At 73.8% G+C, this 12,114-nt stretch carries 8 protein-coding genes and 1 pseudogene; 3 read left to right on the top strand and 6 right to left on the bottom strand.

Going from position 1 to position 12,114, the window contains the following annotated elements:
- The 3 genes and pseudogenes from BU197_RS06915 to BU197_RS06925 all read left to right on the top strand — a co-directional run.
- Window positions 1-880 (top strand): annotated as a pseudogene (locus tag BU197_RS06915) (serine protease); the annotation flags it as partial.
- A gap of 30 nt (window positions 881-910) precedes the next feature.
- Window positions 911-1,879, top strand: a complete 969-nt coding sequence (locus BU197_RS06920; protein ID WP_188267324.1) for a bifunctional riboflavin kinase/FAD synthetase — start codon at window positions 911-913, stop codon at window positions 1,877-1,879.
- A gap of 629 nt (window positions 1,880-2,508) precedes the next feature.
- Complete coding sequence (locus tag BU197_RS06925; RefSeq protein WP_188267325.1) at window positions 2,509-3,639, top strand: type III polyketide synthase; 1,131 nt, start codon at window positions 2,509-2,511, stop codon at window positions 3,637-3,639.
- A gap of 196 nt (window positions 3,640-3,835) precedes the next feature.
- Here BU197_RS06925 and BU197_RS06930 read toward each other — a convergent pair whose 3' ends face one another.
- The 6 genes from BU197_RS06930 to BU197_RS06955 form a co-directional block, all read right to left on the bottom strand.
- Window positions 3,836-4,855, bottom strand: a complete 1,020-nt coding sequence (locus BU197_RS06930) for an ABC transporter ATP-binding protein (RefSeq protein ID WP_188267326.1) — start codon at window positions 4,853-4,855, stop codon at window positions 3,836-3,838.
- Window positions 4,852-5,817 carry an ABC transporter ATP-binding protein gene (locus BU197_RS06935; protein ID WP_188267327.1) on the bottom strand — a complete coding sequence of 322 codons (966 nt, stop codon included), beginning with the start codon at window positions 5,815-5,817 and terminating at the stop codon, window positions 4,852-4,854. Before BU197_RS06935 ends, BU197_RS06930 begins: the two co-directional genes overlap by 4 nt.
- Entirely contained in the window at window positions 5,814-6,698 is an 885-nt protein-coding gene (locus BU197_RS06940) for an ABC transporter permease (RefSeq protein ID WP_188267328.1), read from the bottom strand. The genes BU197_RS06935 and BU197_RS06940 overlap by 4 nt, the downstream gene beginning before the upstream one ends.
- A complete protein-coding gene (locus tag BU197_RS06945) occupies window positions 6,695-7,756 on the bottom strand; it encodes an ABC transporter permease (protein ID WP_188267329.1) in 1,062 nt (353 codons plus the stop codon). The genes BU197_RS06940 and BU197_RS06945 overlap by 4 nt, the downstream gene beginning before the upstream one ends.
- A 3-nt stretch (window positions 7,757-7,759) precedes the next feature.
- Window positions 7,760-9,595 carry an ABC transporter substrate-binding protein gene (locus BU197_RS06950; RefSeq protein ID WP_188267330.1) on the bottom strand — a complete coding sequence of 612 codons (1,836 nt, stop codon included), beginning with the start codon at window positions 9,593-9,595 and terminating at the stop codon, window positions 7,760-7,762.
- A gap of 189 nt (window positions 9,596-9,784) precedes the next feature.
- Window positions 9,785-12,114: AAA family ATPase (locus BU197_RS06955; protein ID WP_411158453.1), on the bottom strand; the 2,330-nt coding region annotated here is incomplete at its 5' end.

Here is a 12,114-nt window from a genome sequence, read left to right on the forward strand (position 1 = left end):
CTACGCCGCCCGCGCCCTGCTCGCCCGCCCCGGCGACCGGGCCCTGCACGGCCCCGCCCTCGGCCTCCTCGTCCGCGACCCGCACAGCCGCGCCCGGTACCTGCCCCGCGCGCTCACCGAACCCGGGGTGCCCGCGCGGGCCCTCGCCGCCGCCATGACGGCCGACCCCGAACCGGTGCTCGCCGCCTTCCGGATCCGGCTGCGCGACACCGGCGAGGCGTCCGCCGCCGTCCTGCGGGCCCTCGCCGAGATCGACGCGCCCGCCCTCGCCCGCCGCGCCGCCGGACTCGTCCGCGACTACGCCGCCGGACACCCGGAGGGCGCCGACCACGTGGCCGCCTTCGTCGACCTGCGCTTCGAGCGCGGGCCCGCCGCACGGGCCGTGCTCTTCCCGCTGGTCGTGGAGCTGGTCCGGGGCCTGCCCGCCGTCCGGGGCGCCCTCGCGCCCGTCCTCGCCGCCCATGGCACCGGCTCCTCCCGCCATCTGCGGACCGAACTGCTCGACGTACTCCTGGAGTACGAGCGCCGCGCCGCGCCCGGGGAAGGAGAGGGAGGCGAGAGCGTCCTCGGCGCCCTTCTGACGGCCGCCGCCGAAGGCGCGGGGTCGCGCAGCGAGCCCCGCACCAGGGACCTGCTCCACCGGGTCGGCACGCTGTGGAGCCGTACGCCCGAGGGGCGCGCGCGGTTCGACCGGGCACTCGCCGCCCATGTCAGGGAGCTGCCCGCGTTCGCCGCGCTGCTGGCGGGCTGGGCCTCGGCGGCCCCCGGCGGCCGGGCGTCGCTGCCCGGTCCCGAGACCGTCCGGGCGCTGCCGGGACCCGGCAGTTCCATGCCGATGCGGACCGACGGGCGCGGGCATGGCAGTCTTAGACCTGCGTAATGGCGAACAGGCGGACGAGGAGCGGTCACAGTGCAGCGCTGGCGTGGCTTGGAGGACATCCCCCAGGACTGGGGGCGCAGCGTCGTCACCATCGGCTCCTACGACGGGGTGCACCGCGGACACCAGCTGATCATCGGGCGGGCCGTCGAGCGCGCCCGGCAGCTCGGCGTCCTCTCCGTCGTGGTCACCTTCGACCCGCATCCCTCCGAGGTCGTCCGGCCCGGCAGCCACCCTCCGCTGCTGGCCCCGCACCACCGGCGCGCCGAGCTGATCGAGGAACTGGGCGTCGACGCGGTGCTCGTACTGCCGTTCACGGCCGAGTTCTCCCAGCTGTCCCCGGCCGACTTCATCGTGAAGGTGCTGGTCGACAAGTTGCACGCGAAGGCCGTCATCGAAGGCCCCAACTTCCGCTTCGGCCACCGGGCCGCCGGAAACGTCGCCTTCCTCGCCGAACTCGGCGCCACCTACGACTACGAGGTCGAGGTCGTCGACCTGTACGTCAGCGGCGCGGCCGGCGGCGGCGACCCCTTCTCCTCCACCCTGACCCGCAAGCTGGTCGCCGCAGGCGACGTGACGGGCGCGGCGGAGATCCTGGGCCGCCCGCACCGGGTCGAGGGAATCGTGGTCCGGGGCGCCCAGCGCGGGCGCGAGCTGGGCTTCCCGACGGCCAACGTCGAGACCCTGCCGCACACCGCGATCCCGGCCGACGGCGTCTACGCGGGCTGGCTGACCGCCGACGGCGAGCGGATGCCCGCCGCGATCTCGGTCGGCACGAACCCGCAGTTCGACGCCACCGAGCGGACCGTGGAGGCGTACGCGATCGACCGCGAGGGCCTCGACCTGTACGGGCTGCACGTGGCCGTCGACTTCCTCGCCTACGTCCGGGGGATGTCGAAGTTCGACACCCTGGACGACCTGCTCCAGGCGATGGCCGCCGATGTGAAGCGCTGCCGCGAGCTGACCGAGGCATACGACGGGGAGCACCCGGCGGAGCGATGAGCCCGCGCTCCCGAGGGACCATGTCACCTCGGCTCCGGGTGTGAGCCCGCGCCTCTGAGGGGCCGCGTCACAGCGGCTCCGACCGCCGTCGCTCCCGAGAGACCGCGTCGCAGCGGCTCCGGCCTTGAGCCCCCGCCCCTGACGGGCCGCGTCACACCGCTCCCGCGCGCCGTCGCTCCCCGGGGGACCGCGTCACAACGACTCCCGCCCCGCGCCCGCGCCCCGAGGGGATCGCGGGCTCGCCGCCTTCCGGCCCTGCGCCGCCCTGCGCCCCGCCGCCGCCGTGTCGCCCCCGCCCCCGCCGCCGTGTCGTACCGGCACCCGGAGCGGGTCGCACCAGACCGCCGTCCCCCGTGTCGTACGGCCCGCGCCCCGCGACACGCCGGTCTCCGTCCCGCGTCGTCACATCGGGGGACGGACCGGCGGTCCCGCCGGGGGCCGTGCGGGCTCTCCTTCCCGGTGCGGGCGGCCGTGAGGCGCCCGGGGCGGGCCGTTCCCGGACGGGTCGGGGACCTTCCCCACGGGCCGTCACCCTCCGTAGGCGAACGGGCGTACGCGCGGTTGCGGGGGCGCGACCCCGGAGCGAGTCTTGCGGAAACTGACGCGAACCGTATGAAGGAGCGAGCGTCATGGTGACCTTGTGCAAGCCCGCAGTCTCCGTGCCCGAGTACGTGATCACGATGGAGGAGACCCTCGACCTCGCCCGCTCGATCCACGAGGGACACCCCCAGCTCGCTCTGGCGCTCCGGCTGATCGGCAACACCGGAGTCACCCGCCGGCACATCGTCCAGCCCATCGAGGAGACCCTGAAGCACCCCGGTTTCGAGGAACGCAACATCCGGTACGAGGCCGAGGCCAAAGCCCGGGTCCCCGGGGTCGTCCAGGAGGCCCTGGAGAACGCCGGACTGCGCCCCGCCGACATCGACATGATCGTCTACGTGTCCTGCACGGGCTTCATGATGCCCTCGCTGACCGCCTGGATGATCAACACCATGGGTTTCCCCAGCCACACCCGGCAGGTCCCCATCGCCCAGCTCGGCTGCGCCGCCGGCGGGGCGGCGATCAACCGTGCGCACGACTTCTGCACCGCCTACCCCGACGCCAACGTCCTCATCGTGGCCTGCGAGTTCTGCTCGCTCTGCTACCAGCCGACCGACCTCGGCGTGGGCTCCCTGCTCTCCAACGGCCTGTTCGGCGACGCCGTCGCCGCCGCAGCCGTACGGGGCAGGGGAGGCACGGGCATCGTCCTGGAGCGCAACAACTCCTACCTCGTGCCCGACACCGAGGACTGGATCGCCTACAGCGTCCGCGCCACCGGCTTCCACTTCCTCCTCGACAAGCGGGTGCCCACCACCATGGAGCCGCTGGCCCCCGCGCTCCGCGAGATCGCGGGCGCGCACGGCTGGGACGCCGGGGAGCTGGACTTCTACATCATCCACGCGGGCGGCCCACGCATCCTCGACGACCTGAGCCGTTTCCTCGAAGTGCCTCCGGAGTCCTTCCGGTTCAGCCGTGCCACGCTCACCCAGTACGGCAACATCGCCAGCGCCGTCGTCCTGGACGCGGTCCGGCGCCTCTTCGAGGAGGGCGGGCAGGCGGAGGGGGCCCGGGGGATCCTCGCCGGTTTCGGCCCCGGCATCACCGCCGAGATGTGCCTGGGCCGGTGGACGACCTCTCGCAGCTCGCCCGAACCGGGCCTCGGCTCCCGCCGTATCGTGGGCTACTCGCCCCCGTTCCGCCCGGCCCGCACCTCCGCCTGAAGAGGAGGAACCGGGGGCGGACCGGGGCCTTCCGCTCCCTGGACCGCCCCGCCCGCACTCCGCTCCCGCCCGCACTCCGCTCCCGTACGCGCCCCAGGGCCGCCCACCGGCTATCCGCCCCTCCGTACGCGCCCCTTGGACCGCCCCCTGCCCCTGGACCCCCCGCCCCCTGGACCCGCCCCCGGACCCGAGCCCTCTACACCGTCCCCTGAGTCGTCCCCTCCGCCCCCTCCGTCCCCTTCGTAGCCCAGTGGCAGGCCACCGTCCGCTCCCCGGTGCCGTCGCCGGGCAGGACCGGCAGGTCCTCCGTACGGCAGCGGTGGGCGACCGCCGACGCCCGGCCCGAGGCGAGGACCTGGCAGCGGGCGTGGAAGCGGCAGCCGGACGGGACCCGGGACGGGTCCGGGGGCTCCCCGGTCAGGACCACCGGATCGGCGCCGGACTCCGGCAGGACCGAGAGCAGCGCCTGGGTGTACGGGTGCCGGGGCCGGGTCAGCACGGACTCCACCGGGCCGCACTCCACCACCCGGCCCAGGTACATCACCGCCACCCGGTCCGCGATGTTCCACGCCAGGCCCAGATCATGGGTGACGACCAGGGCGGAGAGCCCGAGTTCGTCCCGCAGGCGCAGCAGCAGCGCCAGGATCTCGCCGCGCACCGAGGCGTCGAGGGAGGCCACCGGCTCGTCGGCCACGAGCAGTTCGGGCTCCAGGACCAGGGCGCCCGCGATGACGACCCGCTGCCGCTGCCCGCCGGACAGCTCGTGCGGGTAGCGCAGGAAGAACCGTTCCGGCGGACGGAGCCCGGCCCGCGCGAGGGCCCCGGCGACCGCCGCCCGCTCGTCGCCCGCGTACCCGTGGACGCGCAGCCCCTCCGCCACCGCGTCGTACACGGTGTGCCGGGGGTTGAGCGAGCCGCTCGGGTCCTGGAGGACCAGCTGCGCCCGCTTCCGGTACGCCTTGAGGGCTCCGGCGGAGTAGCCGAGCGGGTGGCCTTCGAAGGAGACCGTGCCCGAGGTCGGCCGGACGAGACCGAGCAGCGAACGGGCCAGGGTCGTCTTGCCGCAGCCCGACTCCCCGACGAGCGCGACGATCTCGCCCGCGCCGACGTCCAGGTCCACCCCGTCGACCGCGTGGGCGGGCGCCGCGCCCCGCCGCCCGGGGAAGACGACACGCAGTCCGCGCGCCGAGAGCAGCGGGCCGGTGGCCGTGGTCATCGGACGCTCCCTACGTGGACGCAGGCGGCCAGATGTCCGGCGGCGGCCTCCCGCAGCTCCGGGTCGTGTCCGGCGCAGCCCTCCACCGCCACCGGACAGCGCGGCCGGAAGGCACAGCCCGACGGCAGGTCCGCCGGGTCAGGCGGGTCGCCCGGCAGCCCGCGCGGCGCCCGCCGCGAGGCCAGGTCCCCGACGCGCGGGAACGCCGAGGACAGCGCCCGCCCGTAGGGGTGCACGGCGGCCTCGTACACCGTCCTCGCGGGTCCCTCCTCGACGATCCGGCCCGCGTACATCACGGCGAGCCGGTCGCAGGTGTCGGCGAGGACGGCCAGATCGTGGCTGATCATCAGGAGGCCGATGGACTGTTCGGCGACGAGCCGTTCGATCAGGCGCAGGATCTGGGCCTGGATCATCACGTCGAGCGCGGTCGTCGGCTCGTCCGCGACGATCAGCCGGGGGGCGCAGGCGAGCGCCATCGCGATCATCACGCGCTGCCGCTGGCCGCCGGAGAGTTCGTGCGGATAGGCGGCCGCGCGGGCGGCGGGCAGCCCGACCTGTTCGAGGAGTTCGCCGGTGCGCGCGCGGGCCGCAGCCGGGGTGGACCGGCCGTGGACGAGGAGCGGTTCGGCGATCTGGTCCCCGATCCGGTGGACCGCGTTCAGCGAGTGCATCGCCCCCTGGAAGACGATCGACGCGCCCGCCCAGCGCACCGCCCGCAGCCGCCCCCACGTCATCGCGAGGACGTCGTCGCCGTCGAGCAGGATCCTCCCCTCGATCCCGGCCGAGGCCGGAAGCAGCCGCAGCAGCGCCAGCGCGAGGGTGGACTTGCCGCAGCCGGACTCCCCGGCCACGCCCAGGGTGCCGCCCGCCGGCAGGGTCAGGTCGACCCCGCGCACGGCGGGCACGGCGCCCGCGCCCGACCCGTAGGTCACCCGCAGGTCCCGTACCTCCAGGAGGCTCATCGCCCCACCCCCAGCTTCGGGTTGAGCACGGACTCGACGGCCCGGCCGCAGAGCGTGAACGCGAGCGCGACCACGGCGATGGCGAGACCGGGCGGGGCCAGGTACCACCAGTGGCCGGAGGAGACCGCGCCCGCCTCCCGGGCGTCCTGGAGCATGCCGCCCCAGGAGACCACCGTCGGGTCGCCGAGCCCGAGGAAGGCGAGGGTCGCCTCCGTGAGGATGGCCGTCGAGATGCCGAGCGTGGTCTGCGCGAGGACCAGCGGCATCACGTTCGGCAGCACGTGCCGGGTCATGACGTGCCGGTGGCCGCCGCCGAGCGCGACCGCCCGCTCGATGTACGGGCGGGACTCCACCGCGATCGTCTGGGCGCGCACGAGCCGGGCGGTGGTCGGCCAGGACGTCACGCCGATGGCGAGGACCACCGTCCACACCGACCGGGACATGACGGTGGCCAGCACGATCGCCAGGACCAGCGTCGGCATCACCAGGAACCAGTCCGTGATCCGCATGACGACGGTCGAGAACCAGCCGCCGTAGTGCCCGGCGACGATCCCCACCAGCGTCCCGATCGCGACCGAGAGGACCGCCGCGAGCAGCCCGACGAGCAGCGAGATCCGCGCCCCCCAGACCAGAAGGCCGAGCAGCGGACGCCCGAACTGGTCGGTCCCGAGCGGGAATTCCGCGCTCGGTGCTTCGAGCGCGGTGCCGGGCGCCGAAGTCACCGACTGGACGTCGGCGCCGACGAGCAGCGGGGCGGCGAGCGCGAGCAGCGCGATCAGGGCCAGGGCGGCGAGCCCGCAGAGCCCGGCGCGGTGGGTGCGGTAGCCGCGCCAGAAGCGGACGGCGGACGCCCGGCGGCGCTCCCGGGTCAGGGCGGTCATCGGCCCACCCGGGGGTCGAGCAGCGGATAGAGCAGATCGGCGATCAGGTTCATCAGGATCATCGCTCCGGCGAAGACCAGGAAGAGCCCCTGGACCAGCGGCAGGTCGGGCACGCTGAGGGCTTGGTAGAACAGACCGCCGAGGCCCGGCCAGGAGAACACCGTCTCCACCAGGATCGAGCCCGCCGCCACATGGCCGAGGTTGATGAAGACCATGGTGACGGTCGGCAGGAGCGCGTTGGGCACCGCGTGCCTGCGGCGCACCTCGTCGTCGCGCAGCCCCTTCGCCCGCGCCGTCGTCAGATAGTCGCCGCCCATCTCGTCGAGGAGCGAGGAGCGCATCACGAGCAGCGTCTGCGCGTAGCCGACCGCGACGAGCGTGACGACGGGCAGGACGAGGTGGTGGGCGACGTCGAGGACGTACGCGAGACCGGTCTCGCCGGTGCCCGACTCCATGCCGCCGGTCGGGAAGAGCCCGGGGACCGGCCCCATGCCGACGGAGAACACGATGATGAGCAGCAGCCCCAGCCAGAAGGACGGCACCGACCACAGGGTCAGCGCGAGCCCGGTGTTCAGCCGGTCGCCGAGCCGCCCGTGCCGCCAGGCGGACCGGGTGCCGAGCCAGAGCCCGAGCGCCGAGTAGAGCACCACCGCGACCCCGGTCAGCAGCAGGGTGGCGGGCAGCTTCTCCGCGATCAGCTCCCCGACGGGGGCACGGAACTGGAAGGAGGTGCCGAGGTCGCCGCCGAGCGCCTTCGTGCAGTAGTCGGTGAACTGCTGCCACAGCGGCAGATCGAGCCCGAACTGACGCCGTAGCGTGGCGAGTTGCTCGGCGCTGGTGGGGACGCCGTGGGTCATCGCCTTCACCGGGTCGCCGGGGATGACCCGGAACAGGAAGAAACCGGTGACGAGGACGGCGAAGAGGGAGACGAGCGCGCCGCCCAGCTTCCCCGCCGCGTGGCGGAGATAGCCGGGGGCGGCGCCGGTGCGGGAGGCGCCGTGCGGGGCCCGGGACTTGTCGGCCCGTGCCAGGTCGGCGGGGGTGCCGGTGGTCGTCACGGTCTACTCGCGGTCGTCGGCGGTGGTGCGGCGGCGCAGCCCGATCAGGACGCCGGCACCGGCCACCACGACCACGGCCACGCCGATCCCCACGATCACCCCGGTGGACGAACCGCCCTCGTCCCCGCCGGAGGAAGCCGCGGGAACGGCCGACCACCAGCTCCAGTAGCCGTCCTGCCCCCACAGGTTCCCGCCGGCCTCCGGCATGGTGGTGATGGAGGCGATCCGGTCCGTGCGGTATGCCTCCAGGGCGTTGGGGTAGGCCATGACGTTCATGTACCCCGTGTCGTACAGCCGGGACTGCATCCGCTTCACCAGATCCGCCCGCTTGGCGGCGTCGTACTCCACCGCCTGTCGCGCGTAGAGCCCGTCGAATTCGCGGTCGCAGATGAAGTTGTCGGTGGCGCCGGTGTCCTTGGGCGTCCTCGGGAGGGCGCCGCAGGTGTGGATGGACAGGACGTAGTCCGGATCGGGGTTGACCGACCAGCCGTCGAAGGCGAGGTCGTAATCACCCTTCACCCACGGGTCCGAGACGCTGTCCAGGCACTCGACCTTCAGCCCGATGCCCAGACCGCCCCACCACTCCTGGAGGTACTTGCCGACCGCCTTGTCGTTCGGGTCGGTGGCGTGACAGAGGATGCGGAACTCCAGCGGCCTGCCGTCCTTGCCGAGCCGTCTGCCGTCGCCGCCCTTCCGGTACCCGGCCGCGTCCAGGACCTTCGCCGCCTCCACCGGGTCGTACGCCCGCCGCTGCCCGTCCGCCGGTTTCCAGAAGTACGCGCCGAAGCGGGGCGGGATGTACCCCTCGCCCTCGACCGCGTGCCCCTGGAAGACCTTCTCGACGAGGGTGGTGCGGTCGACCGCGAGGAAGAGCGCCCTGCGGACCTCCGGGTCGAGCAGCGCCTTGTTCCCGTTGCCGAAGGCGGCGCCGTCCCGCGCCTTGGCGCCCGGGTTGGTGGCGAGGGCGTAGAAGCGGCGCCCGGGGGCGTCGTTGGCCTTGATGTCCTTCTGCTTCGACAGGGCTTCGGCCTGGGCGGGCGTCAGGTTCGGCACGAACGACACCTCGCCCTTCTGGAGGGCGGCGACGGCCGCGTCCCCGTCCTTGTAGTACTTGAAGACCAGCTCGTCGAACTTCGGCGCGCCTCGCCAGAACTTCTTGTTCGGCTTGAGCTTGATGTACTGGTCGACCTTGAAGTCGGTGATGACGAAGGGGCCGTTCCCGACGATCGGGAACGACTGGTCGTTGTTGAACTTCGAGAAGTCGCCGACCTTCTCCCAGATGTGCTTGGGCACGATCGGCACGTCGAGCGCGGTCATCGTCGCCTGCGGCTTCTTCAGCCGGATGACGAGGGTGCGCGGGTCGGGCGCGGTCACCCGGGCGAAGTTGGCGGTGAAGTTGCCGTTGGCGGTGGCCGCGTCCGGGTCGGTCATCATCGTGGTGAAGGTCCAGGCCGCGTCCTCGGCGGTGACCGGCCGCCCGTCGGACCACTGGGAGCCCTCGCGGATCGTGTACGTCCACGTCAGCTTGTCCGGCGAGGAGGTCCACGAGGTGGCGAGCCCCGGGATCGGATGGGCGTCCTTCACGTCGTAGTTGGTGAGGTACTCGTAGGCCAGCCGCTGGACGCTGGTGGACGTGAGCTTCTGCGCCAGGAACGGGCTCAGCGATTCGATGCTCTGCGAGACGGCGACGGTGAGCGTCGTGCCGCCGGACGAGCCGTCCTCCGCGACGGCGGCGCCGGGCAGGGAGCCCAGCGAGACGGCGGCGAGTCCGCAGGCGAGCAGCAGGCGCGGGGCCCGGCGGGCGACGCGAGCGGGACGTGAGGGAACCTTCGTGACCATGACCATGTGACGTGACCTCGCGTAGGGGTTCTGTCTGGATCTTGGGCTGACGTGGGGTGAAGCGAAGGTTTATCAGCGGTGGTCTGCCGTCGTCAACGATCCATCAAACCCCTTGTGGACTGCGGGAATGCCGAAGGCCCCGCACCGGGGGACCGGTACGGGGCCTCATTGGACTACTCCTGTGACGCCTTACTGCTGAGGGGCTGGCGGTGCCTGCGGAGGCGCCTGGGGAGCCCATCCGGCCCCCTCCTCACCCGAACCGCCGTCACTCTGCGGAGGCAGCGGCTGAGGGAAGCCCTGCGGGGCGGCGGAGGGGTGACCGGGGACGGGCGGGGCGGGATAGGGCTGACCGGGGACCTGCCCGGGGAGCGGCTGGCCGGGGAAGCCCTGCGGCGCTCCGTACGGCCGGCCGGGGGCGGGCTGCCCACCGTACGGCTGACCGGGTGCCTGGCCCGGGATCTGGCCCGGTGCCTGACCGGGGATCTGGCCGGGTACCTGACCGGGGATCTGGCCGGGTACCTGACCGGGGAACGGCTGGCCGTGGGGCGGCTGCGGGTACGGCTGTCCCGAGGCGGGCTGGCCCGGGTACGGCTGGCCCGGGAAGGGCTGGCCGGGGGCGGGCGGTGCGCCGTACGGCTGACCCGGCACGGGCTGTCCGGGGAACTGCTGCCCGTACGGCTGCTGAGGCGGGTACGGCTGTCCGGGTGCGGGCTGTCCGGGAAGGGGCTGCCCGGGGAAGGGCTGGGCGGCGTACGGCTGGCCGGGGAACGGCTGACCGGGTACGGGCGGCTGCCCCGGCAGTGGGGGGCCGCCCGGCTGCTGGGGGTGGCCGCCCGGCATCGGCGGGGCCAGGTGCGGGGGCGCCGCGCCCTGGCCGTCGCCGGTCCACAGGCCCTGCGCCTGCTGCGCCCGGGTGAAGTCCTCGGCCACCATCGCCGAGAGATGGAAGTACGCCTCCCGGGTCTTCGGCCGCATCATGTCGAGGTCCACCTCCGCACCGGCCGCCAGATGCTCGTCGAACGGCACGACCACGACTCCCCGGCAGCGGGTCTCGAAGTGCTGCACGATGTCCTCGACCTTGATCATCTTGCCGGTCTCGCGGACCCCGGAGATGACGGTGATCGAGCGCTGCACCAGATCCGCGTAACCGTGCGCGGAGAGCCAGTCCAGGGTGGTCGAGGCGCTGGAGGCGCCGTCCACGGAGGGCGTCGAGATGATGATCAGCTGATCGGCGAGGTCGAGCACCCCGCGCATCGCGCTGTACAGCAGACCCGTGCCCGAGTCCGTGAGGATGATCGGATACTGCTTGCCCAGGACGTCGATCGCCCGCCGGTAGTCCTCGTCGTTGAAGGTCGTCGAGACGGCCGGGTCCACGTCGTTGGCGAGGATCTCCAGACCGGACGGCGCCTGCGAGGTGAACCGGCGGATGTCCATGTACGAGTGGAGGTACGGGATCGCCTGCACCAGGTCGCGGATGGTGGCGCCGGTCTCGCGCCGGACCCGGCGGCCCAGTGTGCCCGCGTCCGGGTTGGCGTCGATCGCGAGGATCTTGTCCTGCCGCTCGGTCGCCAGGGTCGCGCCGAGCGCGGTCGTCGTCGTGGTCTTGCCGACACCGCCCTTGAGCGAGATGACCGCGATCCGGTAGCAGGAGAGGACCGGCGTACGGATCAGCTCCAGCTTGCGCTGCCGCTCCGCCTCCTCCTTCTTGCCGCCGAGCTTGAACCGCGCCGCCGCGCCGGGCGTACGGCTCGACTTGGGCTTCTGCTTGTTGTTCCGCAGCAGCCGGTCGGAGGACAGCTCCACGGCCGCGTTGTACCCGAGCGGGGCGCCCGGCACGGAACGCTCCCGCTGGTCGTGCGTCACCGGAGAGGGCCAGGCGGCCCCGGTCCGGGGATCGACGGGTGCCGGCGCCTCCTGCGGCGGTACGGCACCGGGGTGCGGATGGCCGTACCCGTCCTGCTGCGGCGGGAAGCCGTAGCCGCCCGGAGTAGCGGGGGGCTGGGGATAGCCGTACCCGCCGGGCTGGGGCTGGGGCTGGGGAACCTGCGGGGCTTCCTGCGCCGGAGCCTGGGGATAGCCGTACGCGCCGGGCACCTGCGGCTGAGCCTGCGGCGGTACGGGACCGGGCGCGACGGGCGGCATCGGGGCGGCCGGGGGCACCGGCTGCGCGGGCCACTGCTGGGCGGGTGCCGGGGCGGCGGGCTGGAAGGACGGCGGCAAGGGCGGCAGCCCGCCCCCACCCTGCGGCCCGGCGGGGGCGAAGGGGGGCTGAGGGGCCCCGGGGAAGGGACCGGGGACGGAGCCCTGCGGGACCTCGGCCCCCGGGGACGGGGGGGTGGAGGGGGGGGGTGGGGGGGTGGGGGGGGGGGGGGGGGGGGGGGGGGGGGGGGGGGGGGGTGCGGGCCCCGCTCGGCTCCGGCCTCGGCTCCGGCCTCGGCTCCGGCCTCGGCTCCGGTCCCGGTCCCGGCCCCGGGTCGGTCCCGGGGCCCGGCTTCGGCCTGGTCCCGGGCCCCGTGGCA

This window comes from Streptomyces sp. CBMA291 (assembly GCF_014596525.1).
In the GTDB taxonomy this organism is placed as follows: Bacteria; Actinomycetota; Actinomycetes; order Streptomycetales; family Streptomycetaceae; genus Streptomyces.

What these genes read in the sequence shown, in the direction of transcription:
- BU197_RS06925 (WP_188267325.1), top strand. Translation starts at nt 2,509, where the DNA reads ATGGTGACCTTGTGCAAGCCCGCAGTCTCCGTGCCCGAGTACGTGATC.
- BU197_RS06930 (WP_188267326.1), bottom strand. Translation starts at nt 4,855, where the DNA reads ATGACCACGGCCACCGGCCCGCTGCTCTCGGCGCGCGGACTGCGTGTC.
- BU197_RS06935 (WP_188267327.1), bottom strand. Translation starts at nt 5,817, where the DNA reads ATGAGCCTCCTGGAGGTACGGGACCTGCGGGTGACCTACGGGTCGGGC.
- BU197_RS06940 (WP_188267328.1), bottom strand. Translation starts at nt 6,698, where the DNA reads ATGACCGCCCTGACCCGGGAGCGCCGCCGGGCGTCCGCCGTCCGCTTC.
- BU197_RS06950 (WP_188267330.1), bottom strand. Translation starts at nt 9,595, where the DNA reads ATGGTCACGAAGGTTCCCTCACGTCCCGCTCGCGTCGCCCGCCGGGCC.